Source organism: Gordonia sp. (in: high G+C Gram-positive bacteria), from assembly GCF_012515855.1.
Classification (GTDB): Bacteria; Actinomycetota; Actinomycetes; order Mycobacteriales; family Mycobacteriaceae; genus Gordonia.
Window position 1 is genome coordinate 11,405 of sequence record NZ_JAAYXO010000091.1, and the last position, 15,867, is coordinate 27,271.

Sequence of the window (15,867 nt, forward strand, 5' to 3'; positions counted from 1 at the left end):
TCCACCCTGCCGCCAAGATCAGCCCGCTCATCGCCCTCCGAAGGCAGATCGCCGTCAGACCTCGATGAGCGGGCTGATTTTGTCGATGCCACCGAAAGACTGATGCGACTGCTCGGGGTGGACGGCCTCTCCGCCCCAATTTCCCCACTACCACGCAAAACCGATAGCGTAGACGGGTGAGTTCCGAGGTCATCCGCCGTGAAGTAAACCGTCGACGTACGTTCGCCATCATCTCCCACCCCGATGCCGGCAAGTCGACGATGACCGAAGCCCTGGCGCTGCACGCCCACATGATCAGTGAAGCGGGCGCGGTCCACGGCAAGGGCAGTCGTCGAGCCACGGTGTCGGACTGGATGGAGATGGAGAAGGCGCGCGGCATCTCGGTCACCTCCACCGCGCTGCAGTTCAACTACACGCCGGAGTCGTCGACCTCCGACATCCCGAACGTCATCAACCTGGTCGACACCCCGGGTCACTCCGACTTCTCGGAGGACACCTACCGCGTGCTGACCGCAGTCGACGCCGCAGTGATGCTGATAGATGCCGCCAAGGGCCTGGAGCCGCAGACCCTGAAACTGTTCCAGGTGTGTCGTCACCGCGGCATCCCGGTGATCACCGTGGTGAACAAGTGGGACCGGCCCGGTCAGACACCGCTGGAGTTGATCGACGAGATCAGCGAACGCATCGGCCTGATCCCGACCCCGCTGTACGTGCCGGTCGGCATCGCGGGCGACTACCGCGGGCTCCTCGACCGCCGCACCGGCGAGTACATCCACTTCGAGCGCACCGCGGGCGGCGCCAAGATCGCACCCGAGATCCTGATGAGCGCCGACGACGCCGCCGCGCGCGAGGGCGATGCCTGGGTGGCCGCGCAGGAGGAGAGCGAGCTGCTCGCCGAGCTCGGCCAGGACCACGACCAGGAGATGTTCCTGGCCGGCCAGACCTCTCCCATGATCTTCACCTCGGCGATGTTGAACTTCGGCGTCCGCCAGCTGCTCGACGCGCTGGTGGAGTTCGCGCCGCCGCCCCGCGGCCGGGAGTCCGTCGACGGCACCGAGCGCGAGGTGACCGACCCGTTCAGCGCCGTCGTCTTCAAGGTGCAGGCGGGCATGGACACCAGCCACCGCGACCGCCTGGCCTACATGCGCATCGTGTCCGGCGAGTTCGAGCGCGGCATGGTCGTGACACACGCCCAGACCGGCAAGCCCTTCGCCACCAAGTACGCGCAGGCGGTGTTCGGCCGCGACCGCTCGACGGTCGACAACGCCTACCCAGGTGACGTCGTCGGTCTCGTCAACGCGATGGCCCTGGCACCCGGCGACACCCTCTTCATCGACCCGAAGGTGCAGTACCCGCCGATCCCCTCGTTCGCGCCCGAGCACTTCTCGGCGCTGCGCGTCACCACCGCCGACAAGTACAAGCAGTTCCGCAAGGCCGTCGACCAGATGGACGCCGAGGGCGTGGTGCAGGTGCTCCGCAACGACATCCGCGGCGACGCCTCCCCGGTGATGGCCGCCGTCGGCCCGATGCAGTTCGAGGTGGTCACCGCCCGGATGAAGGCCGAGTTCAACGTCGACACGATCGTCGAGCCGCTCGGCTACTCGATGGCCCGTCGCACCGACGAGGCAAGTGCCACGGAACTCGACCGCCAGCGCGGCGTCGAGGTCTTCACCCGGTCCGACGGCGCGATCCTGGCGCTGTTCTCGGACAAGTGGCGCCTGCAGTACATCGAGAAAGAGCATCCCGATCTGTTCCTGGAACCGCTGGTCGCGGCGGCGGACTAGTCGGACGAAGCCCCGAAGGCCGAAATCAATGAACCGTAACCGTGCGACGGTCGCCTCGGCGGCCGCCGGTGCCGCTCTCCTTCTCGCGCTGACCGCGTGCGGGGGCGGCGGCAGCTCCTCGACCTCGTCCACCAGCGCCTCGGTGCCTGCACCGGCGCCCGCTCCCACGCAGGCGACCACCGAGCAGATCGCCGCTGCCGACTGCCAGAAGACGCCGCAGTCCGGCCCGGTGGTCCGCAGCGGGTACGGCCTCAACTACTCCAGCGGCGAGATGAACATCGCCGTGACGCCCGTCGACGGCGCCACCCGCTGCGTCCAGTTCACCAAGTCGGGTCGCACCGATCCGGTGGTCCCGCCCGACGCGCTGCTCTTCACCTTCGCGGGCGACCGCGGCGAGGGCGCCCAGGTGGAGTTCCTCGCGGTGGACCTCGCGGGCGGAATCCTTCCGTGGCCGGTCGGCGCATCGGCTCGCACGCCCGGTTCCCCCATCACCGCCACCGTGGGTGTCTCGCTCGACGGCGTGTATTACACCTCGTCCACGTGCACGCTGGAACTGCCGACCGTCACCGAGAACAAGGCGGCCGGGAAGTTCACCTGCCCGGAAGCCATCGCGCAGTCGGCCAACCCGTTGGATCCCACCGACGACGTCGGGCACGAGGACTCGCAGAACCCCGCCGGAGCGCCCAAGACCGCGGTGGTCTCGGGCCTCTTCGAGGTCGCCAAGTAACTCGCCCGGACAGCGCTCAGGCGCCGGCGATCGTCGCCGCCGCGGCCTCGTCGACCTCGTCCACCGAACCGTTCGCGAACTGCGGATCACGGTCCTTGTCGACCAGCACTGCGCGGACGCCTTCGGCGAAGTCGGGATGCGCCGTCATCCGGCCCGCGGCGCCGAGTTCGCGGTCCAGGCATTCGGCCAGCGACGACGACTCTCCCGCCTCGATCAGCCGAGCGGTCACCGCCAGGCTCATCGGCGACGCCGAGGCCAACAGGTCGATCATCTCCTCGGCCCATGGATCGCCCACCGCGCCGCGCAGACCGCCTGCGATCCCGACCACGCTGCTGCCGTCGAAGTACTCGGCGATCTGGCGCAGCGGAAGGTCGGAGGTGATCGGCGAGCGATGGTCGGCGAGCACCTCGCGCAGCGGGGCGCCCGTCCGGACGGCCTCGGCGACGCCGCCGATCTGATCCGACGGGACGAAGTGCGTGGCGAGGCCGATCGCGACGGCGTCGGCGCCGCCGATCCGGGCACCGGTGAGGCCGAGCCACATCCCGACGCCCTTCGGCAGACGCGGCAGAAAGTACGTGGCGCCCACGTCGGGAAAGAAACCGATGGCCGTCTCGGGCATCGCGATCAAGGCCTTCTCCGAGACGATCCGGATCTCACCGTGGACGCTGATGCCAAGGCCTCCGCCCATCGCCGCGCCGTCGACGATCGCGATGTAGGGCTTCGGGTACTCCGCGATGAGCAGATTGAGTCGGTACTCGGCAGCGAAATAATGGGTCACCTGGTCGGTCTCGCCGGCGAGCACATGGTCTCGAATCGCCCGGATGTCGCCCCCGGCGCAGAACGCGCGGTCGCTCGCCGAGGTCACGAGCACCGTCTCGATGCTGTCGTCGTCGCCCCACTTCTCGAGGACCGACGTCATATCGTCGATCATCGACAGATCCAGGGCATTCAGGGCGCGGGGCCGGTCGAGGATGATCTCGCCGACGCCGCCGTGCACCTCGGTGCGAATGTATGACATGCCGGTCACGTTATCGCAGCCCCCGAATCCCAGTCTCCGCCGACGAGCAGTCCGGACGAACGCAGACGTCCCCGCGGGTGCGCTCGAGGATCGGGTCCTCGAGCACGCCGCGGGGACGTGTCCAGCCGAACTGCGCTACTTCGCAGTGTTCTCCGCAATGCGCGCGGTGTGCTGGCTGATGCGGAAGATCTGCAGGTACAGCTCGAGCATGATGCGAGCGATGATCAGGTACACCAGGTAGAACAGCGGCACGAAGATCAGCACGGCGATCAGGGATACCAAGCCCACCCCGACGCTGTCGCCCATCATTGCGAAGCTGCTGACGACGCCGCTGATCAACGCGACGACGGCGCCGATGGTGAAGATGATCGTGATGACCATGTAGAGCACCGGAATCACCCGGGTCGCGACCAGCTTGGAGAACTGGAAGTCGAAGAGCGCGGAGAAGAACGACCCGCGGTCCTCCGGCTGCAGCTCCGGCTGCGGTGCCGCGGCTGCGGCCTGCTGTCCCGGGTTGAACGCCCCGAACTGCTGGGTGTAGTCGCTGCCGGGCTGCTGACCGTATTGGGGCTGACCGGCTTGGGGCTGCTGGCCGTACTGGGGCTGACCGCCGGTCTGGCCGAAATCGGGCTGCTGGCCGTATTGCGGCGGCTGACCGCCGGGCTGCTGCCCCTCGGGCTGGTTCTGGTTGAAGGGGTCATTCGGCGGAGTCGTCATGCGAACCTCTCGAAAGGGCGATCCGGCGTCCGAGATCGCTGTGCAGGTGCGTCAAACATAACAATTGCCTGAGACTGTTGCACTCGTTGCGTCCACGCAAGTCTCAAACCGCGACAACGCTCGGTTCAGCCGACCAGCTCCGACAACTCCAGCCAGCGCTCCTCGAGTTCTTCCACCTCGGTCTCGGCGGCACGCAGCTTCTCGGTGAGATCACCGAGTCCCGCGTAATCACTCTGATCGAAATCGGCCATCTTCGCATGGATCTTGGCGATCTGCGCGTTGGCCTTCTCGAGCTTGCGCTCCACCGCGTTGAACTCCTTGCGCGCGGCCTGATGCTCGGCCGCCGACAGGCCCGCACCCGCCGAGCTCGCCTCCGCGGCGGTGGGCTTCGCCGGCCCGCCCGACTTGGCGCCCGACCCCTTTCCGCCGCCGTCCTGGTCCGCGGCGCGTCGCTCCAGGTACTGCTCGATGCCGCGGGGCAGGTTGGTGAGCTTGCCGTCGCCGAACAACGCCCACGTGGTGTCGCAGACGCGCTCGATCAGGTAGCGGTCGTGGCTGATCACCACGAGCGTGCCGGCCCAGCCGTCGAGCAGATCCTCCAATTGTTGGAGGGTGTCGATGTCGAGGTCGTTGGTCGGCTCGTCGAGCAGCAGCACGTTCGGCTCGGCCATCAGCACCCGGGTGAACTGCAGGCGACGACGCTCGCCGCCCGAGAGATCACCGACCGGCGTGCGCTGCCGGGCGGGCGAGAAGCCGAGCCGCTCGGCCAGCTGGCTGGCCGACAGCTCCTTGTCGCCGAGCATGACGTGACCGGCGACCTCTTCGACCGCCTCGAGCAGACGCAGGGTCGGGTCGAGGTCGTCGAGCTCCTGCCGCAGCCAGCCGATCGAGACGGTCTTACCTTCGATGCGCCGACCCGGCGTCACCGGGATCTCGCCCGCGAGCGCGCGGAGCAGCGTGGTCTTGCCCGAGCCGTTGACGCCGACCAGACCGATGCGCTCGCCGGGCGCCAGCCGCCAGGTGGTGTCGTCGAGCAGGACGCGACCGGGCTCGTCGCCGGACGACGGCGTCTCCAGGTGCGCGTTCTCGAGCTCGATGGCGACGCGACCGAGCCGCCGCTTGGCGAACGCCGACAGTTCGACGGTGTCGCGCGGCGGCGGGACGTTGGCGATCAGCTTCTCGGCCGCTTCGACGCGGTAGCGCGGCTTGGAGGTGCGGGCGGGCGCGCCGCGGCGCAGCCACGCCAGTTCCTTTCGCGCGAGGTTGCGTCGTCGTTCCTCGGCGGCGTCGGCCTGCCGGGCGCGCTCGGCGCGGGCGAAGACCCAGTCGTTGTAGCCGCCCTCGTACTCGTCGACCCGACCGGAGTGCACCTCCCAGGTCCGGTTGGCGACGGTGTCGAGGAACCAGCGGTCGTGCGTCACGACCACCAGGGCGCTGCGACGGTTCACCAGGTGATCGGCCAGCCAGTAGACGCCTTCGATGTCGAGGTGGTTGGTCGGCTCGTCCAGGATCAACAGGTCCGAATCGGTGACCAGCGCGGCAGCCAGTGCGGTGCGACGACGCTGCCCGCCGGAGAGCTCTCCGACCTTACGGTGCAGGATCTCGTCGACGCCGATCCCGGCGAGGATGCCGCGGATCCGCGCATCGCCCGCCCACTCGTGTTCGGGGACGTCCCGGCCGACCACCGTGTCGGCGACGGTCGCCTCGGGATCGAGGTCGCCGCGCTGGGTGACCGTCGCGACGTGGATGCCGCCCGCCCGCGAGAGCCTGCCCGAATCGACCTCGGTGATGCCGGCGAGAATCTCCAGCAGGGTGGTCTTGCCGCCGCCGTTCAGGCCGACGACGCCGATCCGTTCGCCTTCGTGGACGCCGACGCTCACCTCGTCCAGCAGCGGCTTGATGCCGAAGCTCTTGCTGATCCGTTCGGCATTGATCAGCGACGTGTTGGTGCGCGGGGCCATCGACTTCCTTACTTGTCTTCGAACTCAGTTGGTGGGGATCAGCCGGGCGCCCGGTACCGGCCCCGAGGCCGTGCGGACGGCCTTGGCCACGCCCGAACCGGACAGTTCTGCGGCCACCGACACGGCTGCGTCGGCGTCCGCGCAGAGGAACGCGCAGGTGGGCCCGGACCCGGAGACCAGGCCGGCCAGGGCACCCGCTTCTCGTCCGGCGCGCAGGGTGCGCCGCAGCATGGGCTGCAGCGACAGCGCGGCCGGCTGCAGATCATTGTGGAGCAGCGGGGCCGCGGCATGCACGTCGCCGGAGGCCAGCGCCTGCATGAGCGCGTCGGGCCGGGCGGTGCCCGCCGGTGCGGGATGGTCGTCGTCGCGCGCCCGGAGACGGTCGATCTCGCGGTAGACCGCCGGGGTCGACAGTCCGGTCCCCGCCACTGCGAGCACCCAGTGCATCTCGCCGCGGTGCAGCACCGGCAGCAGGCGCTCGCCGCGCCCGGTTCCGAGCGCCGCGCCGCCGACGACCGAGAACGGGACGTCGGACCCGAGGTCCGCGGCGATCGCCAGGAGCTCGTCCCGACCGATGTCGAGGCGCCACAGTCGAGCTGCGGCCAGGAGCGCTCCCGCGGCGTCGGCGGACCCGCCCGCCATGCCGCCCGCGACCGGGATGTTCTTGTCGATGGTGATCGCCACCCGGGGGTCGACGCCCGCGTGGGTGGCCAGGGCCACCACGGCGCGCGCCGCGAGATTGGTGGCGTCGGCCGGGACCTGCCTGCGACTCTCGCCGGTCACCGTGACCGACAGCTCGTCAGCGGCGCGGACGGTGACGTCGTCGTACAGCGAGAGCGCACAGTACAGCGTCGACAACTCGTGATAGCCGTCGCTGCGCAGCGGTCCCACACCGAGGTGGAGGTTGATCTTCGCGGGCACCCGGGCGGTCGCGCCGCCGATCACCGAGAGGCTCCCGTGTCGATGCCTGCGTCCTTGCGGGCCTGCGCCAGTCGGACGAAGTCGGCGACGTCGAGCCGCTCGCCGCGGATGCTCGGATCGATGTCCGCGGTGCGCAGGAACTCCTCGGCCTGCGCCGCGGTGCCCGCCCACGATGCCAACGCCGCGCGCATGGTCTTGCGTCGCTGCGCGAAGGCCGCGTCGATCGCGGCGAAGGTGCGTGTCCGCAGGTCGCGGTCGGTCCCGTAGGCATCGCGGCGATCGATGCGCACCAGACCCGACTGAATCTTGGGTTCGGGCCAGAACACCTGTGTGCCGATCGAGCCCGCGCGAGCGACGTCTCCGTAGAAGCGCGCCTTGACGCTGGGCACGCCGTAGATACGACCGCCCGGCGAGGCCGCGAGACGATCGGCCACCTCGGCCTGCACCATCACCAGCGCGGTGCGGATGGTCGGGAACTCGGCCATCAGGTGCAGCAGGACCGGGACGGCCACGTTGTACGGCAGGTTGGCCACCAGCGCGGTCGGCGTCTGCGGGAGGTCGTCGGGCATCACCGCGAGCGCGTCGGCGGTGACGACGTCGAAGTTGCGTGCCTGATCGGGCGCGAACTCGGCGATGGTCTGCGGCAGTCGTGCCGCCAGTTTGCGGTCGATCTCCACCGCGACCACGCGACCGGCTTCGGCGAGGAGAGCGAGGGTCAGCGACCCGAGACCGGGGCCCACTTCCAGAACGATGTCGTCGGCGCCGATGCCCGATGCGGCGACGATGCGCCGGACCGTGTTCGCGTCGTGCACGAAGTTCTGCCCGAGCGTCTTGGTCGGCCGGACGTCGAGTTCGGCGGCGAGCGCGCGGATCTCCGCTGGCCCGAGCAGTCGGGGCGGTTGGTCGGTGGTCACCTGATCATTGTGACTGATGGGCCCGCCGGGAGCCGAAACAGCTCGCGGCGGGCCCGTCGATCAGCGTCTACCGAAGTCCCAGGCGTGCCGAGCAGAGCGGCCACGCGCCCCAGCCCTGTGCGGCCTGCGTCTTCTTCGCGATGGCGATCTGCTCCTCGCGGGTGGCGAGGTCGGCACGCGGTGCGTACTCCTGGCCGCCCCAGCGATCCCAGGTGGACTGGTTGAACTGGACGCCGCCGTAATAGCCGTTACCGGTGTTGATGGACCAGTCGCCGGTCGCCTCGCACTGGGCGAGGGCGTCCCAGACGCCGTGCGGCTCGAACGGTGCGCCCGGCTTGGTGCCGACACGGACGGTCGCAGGCGTGGGCTCCACGAGAACCTTCTCGTTCAGCTTCTTCTTCTCGACGACCTTGCCGTTGACGGTCTTGATCGAGTAGGTCACGTCGGCCTTGCCCGGGGTGCCCTTCTTCTCGACGACCTTGCGGCCGCGGATCAGGGTGTCGTCTTCGATCTTCTTCTCCGGCGGCTTGACGGCCTCGGTGACGGTCTTGTCCTCGGTCGTCACGCGAGTGACGGTGACCTTCATGTCCTTGCTGACCGGTGTGTCGGCGGCGGGAACCACCTTGTCGGTGTCGGTCAGCGGCTTGCCGGTACGCGCGAGGAGGTCGCGGACGGTCTTGGCGGCGACGACCGGGGTCGACTTCTTGCCGCCGTCGTCCAGCGTGACCCGCTTCGGCGAGGTCACGTCGAGATCGGATCCGTCGACCGGGAGCACCTCATTGAGGGGCTCGGCCACGGCGCTCGACTCCATGCCGCGCTCGGCGAGGACTTCGGCGACGGTGGAGGCGTTGGTGGTGATGCTGACGGGCTTGCCGTCGACCACCAGCTGCACCTTCTTGAGACGGTCGATGGAGATGACCTGCTGGTCCTGGGGCGCGGCCGCCAGGTCGACGTTCACCTTGTCGCCGGCTTCGGGGTCGATGCCGTTGTCACGGAGCACGTCCTCGACCGAGAACGCCATGGTGCTGACCGTGGTGTGCTGACCGTCGACCGCGAGGGTCACCTCCTTGTGGAGGACGGCGCCGGTGGTCGCACCGGCGGCAACGGTGGCCAGCACGGCGCCCAGGGCGACGCGGGCACGCATGGACGAGGACGAGTTAATACGTTTGAAAACAGACATCTTTTCCCTGCCGGGTCGGATACATCTATCCGCGTCGGCAGCACGGATCACGATACGATAACGAATCGACAGTCGTTATCGCAACGGTAGCGAGTAGACGCGGCGCGCATTCGAACCGACGACACGAGCCATTTGTTCGTCCGACACCTCGCGGAGCTCAGCGAGCGCGCGAACCGTGTAGGGCACGCAATACGGCTGATTCGGCTGGCCACGGTAGGGATGCGGGGTCAGGAACGGCGCATCCGTCTCTACCAGAAGCAGTTCATCCGGGGTCAAGAGGGCAGCTTCACGAAGTTCGACGGAGTTGTTGAATGTCACAGTTCCGGAGAAGGACAGCACGTAGCCCAGGTCGACACATTCCCTCGCGATCGCCGGCGTCCCCGAGAAGCAGTGCATGATCACCGTCTCCGGCGCGCCCTCGGCCGCGAGCACGTCGAGCAGGTCGCGGTCGGCGTCGCGATTGTGAATCATCAGCGGCTTGCCCGAGCGCTTGGCGAGGTCGATGTGCCAGGCGAACGCGTCGCGCTGCACGGCGGGGTCGGCGCAGGTGTCCGAGCGCGTGGTCCAGTAGTAGTCGAGGCCGGTCTCGCCGATGGCGACGACCCGGGGGTCGGCGGCCATCTCTTCGAGTTCGGTGCGGGCGGCATCGTCGAGGTCGCCCGCATGCGTCGGATGCAGTCCGACGGCGGCGAACGCGCGGTCGTCCCACCGCGCTGCGGCGACGGCCCAGCGTGCGTCGACCATGTCGTCGGCGACGGTCACCACCTGCTCCACGCCGACGGCTTCCGCACGGTCGAGGATCGCGCGGACATCCTCCTCGCTACGACCGCCGCACGCCGCGAGATGGGTGTGGGCGTCGACCAGCCCGGGCAGCGGCGTCGGATCGGGAGGGGGCATCCGGCGCTGACGCTTCTTGATCTCTTTCGCGGACAGCTCACCGGCCTGTTCAGTCACGCCCTCCACTGTGCCATCCCTGTTGGGCCACTCGGCATCGGCGACGGTCGGACGAGCGACACCGCGCCCACAGGTGCCGACTGCTCGGCGACCGGTGTCCCAGGCGGGTAGCGTCGTCCCCGTGCTGGGACTTCCTGACGACATCACGGTGGCGCTGTTCGATCTCGACGGCGTGCTCACCGACACCGCATCGGTGCACCGCACCGCCTGGACCGACGCCTTCAACGCTTTTCTGACGCAGCGCGCCGGCGGCGACATCACCGGCCGCACCGACGAACTGCGACCGTTCACCGACCAGGACTACTTCGACTTCGTCGACGGTCGTCCACGCATGGACGGAGTGCGCTCGTTCCTGGACTCGCGGAGCCTGCAGGTCGATGATGCCGCTGCCGAAGCGGTGGCCGAGAGCAAGAACGGTGCGTTCTTGAACTCGCTCCAGCGCGACGGCGTCGTCGCCTACCCGGGGTCGGTCCGCTACCTGAACGCCGCCCGCCAGGCGGGATTGCGCATCGCGGTCGTGACCAGTTCCCGCAACGGGGCGCAGGTCTTGGCGGCCGCGGGCCTCACCGAGTTCGTCGAGCACCGGGTCGACGGCAACACCATCGTCGACGAGGGGCTGGCGGGCAAGCCGGCGCCGGACTCCTATCTGCGGGGCGCCGAGCTGATGGATGTCGTACCCGCGGCGGCCGCCGTGTTCGAGGACGCGATCTCGGGTGTCGAGGCGGGCAGTGCCGGACACTTCGGCTACGTGATCGGTATCGACCGGGTGGGCGGCGGCCAGTCGGCGGCGATGTCGGCCGCCGGTGCCTCTATCGTCGTCTCTGATCTCGACGCGCTGCTTGCCGAGAACTGACCCGTCCGCTCGAACCGAAGGATCTTCCTCGTGATCGAACCGCACCCCAGCGAACTGGCGCACACCACGCACGGCGACACCTCGAGCCACACCGACCCGGTCAACGTGCCGGAGCACGGTGTGCACCCCGCGCAGGGCTTCGACGTGAGCCCCTGGCAGTTGCGTTGGCGCGGCGTCGACATCGACATGATCGGTCGCACCGAGACGCTGTTCGCACTGTCGAACGGACACATCGGGCTGCGCGGCAGCTTCGAGGAGGGTGAACCGGTCGAGAAGCCGGGCACGTACCTGAGCGGCTTCTACGAATTGCGTGACCTCCCGTACGCGGAGAGCGGCTACGGCTACCCCGAGTCCGGGCAGACGGTCGTCAATGTGACCGACGGCAAGATCATTCGACTGCTGGTGGAAGACGAGCCGATGGACCTGCGGTACGGCCGCACTGTCGAGCACGAGCGCGTCCTCGACTTCCGCACCGGCACCCTCCGCCGCAGCACGCTGTGGACCTCACCGACCGGTCGTACGGTCCGAATCCGGTCCGAGCGCCTCGTGTCGTTCACCAAGCGCACCATCGGCGCCATCCGCTACGAGGTGGAGCCGATCGGCGAGGACATGAAGATCGTCCTGCAGTCGGACCTGCTGGCCAACGAGCCGATCGGCGGCGTCTCGGCCGAGGTGGATCCGCGCATGGCGGCGTCCCTCGACCGACCGCTGGTGTCGGACCTCGCCGATTGCACCGACTTCTCCGCGGTGCTGGTCCACCACACCCGGCGGTCGGAGCTGACCGTCGCCGCGGGCATGGATCACGAGCTGGAACTGCCGAGTTCGGCCGACACCTCGATTCACGCCGACGGCGACCTCGCGCGACTGACCGTCGCCGCGACCGTCCCGCAGGGCTCCAAGCTGGTCCTGACCAAGTACATGGGATACGGGTGGTCGGCACGCCGATCCGTCCCCGCCCTGCAGGCGCAGGTGCAGGCCGCGCTCGCGATGGCCAAGGAGACCGGGTGGGAGGCGCTCAAGGCCGAGCAGGCGGCGTACCTCGACGAGTTCTGGCTCGACGCCGACATCGAGCTCGACGGCGACCCCGAACTCCAGCAGGCGGTGCGCTTCGCTCTGTTTCACGTGCTGCAGGCCGGCGCCCGCGGGCAGTCGCGCGCCATCCCCGCCAAGGGCCTCACCGGTCCCGGCTATGACGGTCACACCTTCTGGGACACCGAGAGCTTCATCCTGCCGATGCTCACCTATACCGTTCCGGCGGCCGCGGGCGAAGAACTGCGCTGGCGGCACACCACCCTCCAGCAGGCCAAGGAGCGCGCCGCCGAACTCGATCAGGCGGGTGCCATGTTCCCGTGGCGCTCCATCAACGGTGACGAGTGCTCGGGCTACTGGCCGGCGGGCACCGCAGGCATTCACGTCTCGGCCGACATCGCGAATGCGACCGCTCGCTACATTCGGGCGACGGGCGACGAAGCATTCGAGGTGGAGTGCGGCGTCGAGCTGCTCGTCGAGATCGCCCGCTTCTTCTCCGGGTTCGGCCACCACGACTCCACCGGCCGGTTCCGCATCGACGGGATCACCGGGCCCGACGAGTACACCGCGATCGTCAACAACAATGTGTTCACCAACCTCGCGGCGCAGCAGGCGCTGCGCGATGCCGTCGCCGCCTGTGTCCGACAGCCGGCGGTGGCCCGCGACCTCGGCGTCTCCAACGACGAACTGATGGCCTGGACGCGCTCCGCCGACGACATGACCATCCCCTACGACGACGACCTCGGCGTGCATCAGCAGTGTGAGGCGTTCACCAAGCTCGATCGCTGGGACTTCGAGCGTTCGCACGGCCGGTACCCGCTGCTGCTCAACTACCCGTACTTCGAGTTGTATCGCAAGCAGGTGGTCAAGCAGGCCGATCTGGTGTTCGCCATGTACCTGTTCGGCGACCGGTTCTCGCCCGAGCAGAAGTTGGCCAACTTCGACTACTACTACCCGATCACCGTGCGCGACTCGTCGCTGTCGGCCTGCTGCGAGGCCGTGACGGCGGCCGAGGTGGGCTACCTGGATCTCTCGTACGACCTGATGTGCGAGTCGGTCTTCACCGATCTGCACGACCTCCACAACAACGTCTCGTCCGGCCTGCACATCGCGGCGTTGGCGGGTGCGTGGACCGACTGCGTCGCAGGCTTCGGCGGCATGCGCGACTTCGACGGGCAGATCAGCTTTGCGCCCCGTCTGCCGTCGCGGCTGAACCACATGTCGTTCCGCATGGTGATTCGCGAGTCCCGGATCGTGGTGTCTGTCGATTCCGATCGAGCGACCTACCGACTGCTGTCGGGGCCGACCGTCGACCTCGCCCACCACGGCGAACACTTCGTCCTCGGCGATGCCCCGGTGACCCGCGACATCCCGTCGGTGACGCCGCGGCAGCCCCCCGAAGCCCCGCCGGGCTGCGAGCCGTACCGCCGGTAGGCGCGGCGGTACGGGTGGCGGTCGTCGTGGGCAGTGGCGAGTAGTCGCGACTGCCTGCGGCGACGCAGTCGGACGCACGTACAATCGCCGTATTATGCCGAGCGAGTCCTTTGGCGCGTCGTCGCCCTTCTACGTCACCACCGCCATCGCCTACCCGAACGGCGCTCCGCACATCGGTCACGCGTACGAGTTCATCTCCGCTGACGTCCTTGCGCGGTTCAAGTCGCTGGACGGATTCGACGTCCGCTTCCAGTCCGGCACCGACGAGCACGGTCAGAAGATGCAGCAGACGGCCGAGCGCGAGGGCATCTCGACCGCAGAGCTCGCGAAGACCAACTCCGACCGTTTCGAGAACCTGCACGCCACCCTCGGCACCGATCTCAGCCGCTTCATCCGCACCACCGACGCCGACCACCATCGCGCTTCGGAGGAGATCTGGAAGCGAATGGAGGCCGCGGGCGACATCTACCTCGACTCGTATGCGGGCTGGTACGACGTCCGCGACGAGGCCTTTTACACCGAGGACGAGACGCGGGTGGACGACGACGGCAACCGCGTCGCCACCGAGAACGGTCATGTGCTGACCTGGACCGAGGAGCAGACCTACTTCTTCCGGCTGTCGCAGTATCAGGACCGACTGCTGGCGCTGTACGACGAGCACCCCGAGTTCATCGGACCCGACGCGCGGCGCAACGAGGTCCGCTCGTTCGTCGCCGGCGGTCTCAACGACCTGTCGATCTCGCGGACCACCTTCGACTGGGGCGTCAAGGTTCCCGGCGCCCCCGAACACGTCATGTACGTATGGGTCGACGCGCTCACCAACTACCTGACCGGCGTCGGCTTCCCAGACGACCAGCAGACGCTGGACCGGTACTGGCCCGCCGACCTGCACATCATCGGCAAGGACATCATCCGCTTCCACTGCGTGTACTGGCCTGCGTTCCTGATGAGCGCGGGCATCGGCGTGCCCAAGCGGGTCTTCGCCCACGGCTTCCTGTTCAACCGCGGCGAGAAGATGAGCAAGTCGGTCGGTAACGTCGTCGACCCGCACGAACTGGTGGATCAGTTCGGCCTGGACGCGGTGCGCTACTTCTTCTTGCGCGAGGTGTCGTACGGCCAGGACGGCTCGTACTCGGCGGAGGCGATCGTCTCGCGCAACAACGCCGACCTCGCCAACGAGTACGGCAACCTCGCGCAGCGCACGCTGAGCATGGTCGGCAAGTACTTCGATTCGCAGGTGCCGCAGCCCGGTGAGTTCACCGCTGACGACCAGGCGCTGCTCGACGCCGCCGACGCCCTGCTGGAGAAGGTCCGCGAGCTGTTCGACAAGCAGGCGATCCACCTCGGCATCGAGGCGTTGTGGTCGGTGCTCGCCGACGCCAACCGCTATGTGTCGGCGCAGGAGCCGTGGAAGCTCGCGAAGACCGACCTCGAACGCACCGCCACCGTCCTGTACGTGTGCTCCGAGGTGGTTCGCGTCGTCACGCTGCTGGCGCAGCCGGTGATGCCGCAGTCGTGCGGCACGCTCCTCGATCTCCTCGCCGTCGACGCCGATCCGCAGGCCCGACAGTTCACCGCCGTCACCGATCGGCTGGTTCCCGGGACCGCGCTGCCGAAGCCGTCCCCGGTGTTCCCCCGTCAGGACATGCCGACCGCCGACGCATGACAGGTGAACCGGCACAGGTACACCCCGGCGCCGGGGATACTGAGTCGATGGCCGGTGGGTTCGTTGCTTCTGGGCTCGCTGTATCGGGGCCGGAGGCGAGTGGGCTCGACGTTCTCCATGCGCTCGACCAAGCTGCCCGCACCCGCGGACTGCCCGGCCCCGCCGGCCTGATCGGCGACTGGGCCGACGCCGACGCCGTCATCGCGCCGTCGATCGAGCTCACCGCAGGCCACACCCCACCCGACCGTCCCGTCGAGTTCTGGTTCGGCGCCCTGGGCTTCCCCGTGCGCGCGGACGAGTCGTCGTTGCCCACGGTGGTCGGAGGCAGCACCGACGGCATTCTCCGTCTGGTCGACGGCGAATGGTCGTGGGTCAGCGTCTCCGGAGCACCGCAGCCAGACTGGGTGTCCGACGCACTCCAGACGTCCGTCGCCCGCGGCGAGTGGCACGCCCGGTGGCGCGAGCCCGACCGAGATCGACACCTCGCTGCCGTCGCCCTGTGCCGCGAAGCCATCGCCGCGGGCGAGGTGTACCAGGCGTGTGTGTGCACGCAGTTCCGCGGCACGCTCGACGGTCGTGCGCTCGACTTCTACTCCGACATCGCCGCGGCCACCGCTCCCGCGAAGTCAGCGTGGTTGTCGGGCGACTGGGGTGCCATCGCGAGCTTCAGCCCCGAGTCGTTCTTGGACCGTCGGGGCAGTCGTGTCAC

13 protein-coding genes are annotated in these 15,867 nt (G+C 68.5%); 6 read left to right on the top strand and 7 right to left on the bottom strand.

Going from position 1 to position 15,867, the window contains the following annotated elements; translation table 11 throughout:
• The first annotated feature begins 176 nt into the window (after positions 1-176).
• Both GX543_RS07000 and GX543_RS07005 read left to right on the top strand, forming a co-directional pair.
• Positions 177-1,784, top strand: coding sequence for a peptide chain release factor 3 (locus GX543_RS07000; RefSeq protein WP_290850860.1), 1,608 nt, complete (start codon positions 177-179; stop codon positions 1,782-1,784).
• Between the two features lie 28 nt (positions 1,785-1,812).
• The gene (locus tag GX543_RS07005; RefSeq protein WP_290850862.1) at positions 1,813-2,511 is read left to right on the top strand and encodes a hypothetical protein; all 699 of its coding nucleotides are present in this window, start codon (positions 1,813-1,815) and stop codon (positions 2,509-2,511) included.
• A 16-nt stretch (positions 2,512-2,527) separates the two neighbouring features.
• Here GX543_RS07005 and GX543_RS07010 read toward each other — a convergent pair whose 3' ends face one another.
• From GX543_RS07010 to GX543_RS07040, 7 genes are all read right to left on the bottom strand, one after another.
• A complete protein-coding gene (locus GX543_RS07010) occupies positions 2,528-3,529 on the bottom strand; it encodes an enoyl-CoA hydratase/isomerase family protein (RefSeq protein ID WP_290850864.1) in 1,002 nt (333 codons plus the stop codon).
• Between the two features lie 135 nt (positions 3,530-3,664).
• Positions 3,665-4,246, bottom strand: a complete 582-nt coding sequence (locus tag GX543_RS07015) for a DUF4282 domain-containing protein (protein WP_290850866.1) — start codon at positions 4,244-4,246, stop codon at positions 3,665-3,667.
• A 125-nt stretch (positions 4,247-4,371) separates the two neighbouring features.
• A complete protein-coding gene (locus GX543_RS07020; protein ID WP_290850868.1) occupies positions 4,372-6,207 on the bottom strand; it encodes an ABC-F family ATP-binding cassette domain-containing protein in 1,836 nt (611 codons plus the stop codon).
• 24 nt (positions 6,208-6,231) lie between these two features.
• Positions 6,232-7,149: a 4-(cytidine 5'-diphospho)-2-C-methyl-D-erythritol kinase gene (locus GX543_RS07025; RefSeq protein WP_290850878.1), complete on the bottom strand. Its 918-nt coding sequence runs from the start codon at positions 7,147-7,149 to the stop codon at positions 6,232-6,234.
• On the bottom strand, positions 7,149-8,042 hold the full coding sequence (gene rsmA / locus GX543_RS07030; RefSeq protein ID WP_290850870.1) for a 16S rRNA (adenine(1518)-N(6)/adenine(1519)-N(6))-dimethyltransferase RsmA: 894 nt from the start codon (positions 8,040-8,042) through the stop codon (positions 7,149-7,151). Before rsmA ends, GX543_RS07025 begins: the two co-directional genes overlap by 1 nt.
• 67 nt (positions 8,043-8,109) lie before the next feature.
• On the bottom strand, positions 8,110-9,222 hold the full coding sequence (locus GX543_RS07035) for a resuscitation-promoting factor (RefSeq protein ID WP_290850872.1): 1,113 nt from the start codon (positions 9,220-9,222) through the stop codon (positions 8,110-8,112).
• A 75-nt stretch (positions 9,223-9,297) separates the two neighbouring features.
• Positions 9,298-10,119 (bottom strand): TatD family hydrolase, encoded by an 822-nt coding sequence (locus GX543_RS07040; RefSeq protein ID WP_290850879.1) that lies wholly within the window; start codon positions 10,117-10,119, stop codon positions 9,298-9,300.
• A 178-nt stretch (positions 10,120-10,297) separates the two neighbouring features.
• On the opposite strand from GX543_RS07040, the gene GX543_RS07045 reads away from it, so the two are divergent.
• The 4 genes from GX543_RS07045 to GX543_RS07060 form a co-directional block, all read left to right on the top strand.
• Entirely contained in the window at positions 10,298-11,029 is a 732-nt protein-coding gene (locus GX543_RS07045) for a beta-phosphoglucomutase family hydrolase (RefSeq protein ID WP_290850874.1), read from the top strand.
• Between the two features lie 120 nt (positions 11,030-11,149).
• Positions 11,150-13,492: a glycosyl hydrolase family 65 protein gene (locus GX543_RS07050; RefSeq protein WP_290850880.1), complete on the top strand. Its 2,343-nt coding sequence runs from the start codon at positions 11,150-11,152 to the stop codon at positions 13,490-13,492.
• A 94-nt stretch (positions 13,493-13,586) separates the two neighbouring features.
• Positions 13,587-15,158 (top strand): methionine--tRNA ligase, encoded by a 1,572-nt coding sequence (gene metG, locus GX543_RS07055; protein ID WP_290850875.1) that lies wholly within the window; start codon positions 13,587-13,589, stop codon positions 15,156-15,158.
• A 47-nt stretch (positions 15,159-15,205) separates the two neighbouring features.
• Positions 15,206-15,867, top strand: a 662-nt coding sequence (locus tag GX543_RS07060; protein WP_290850876.1) for a chorismate-binding protein, incomplete at its 3' end; no start/stop codon positions are given.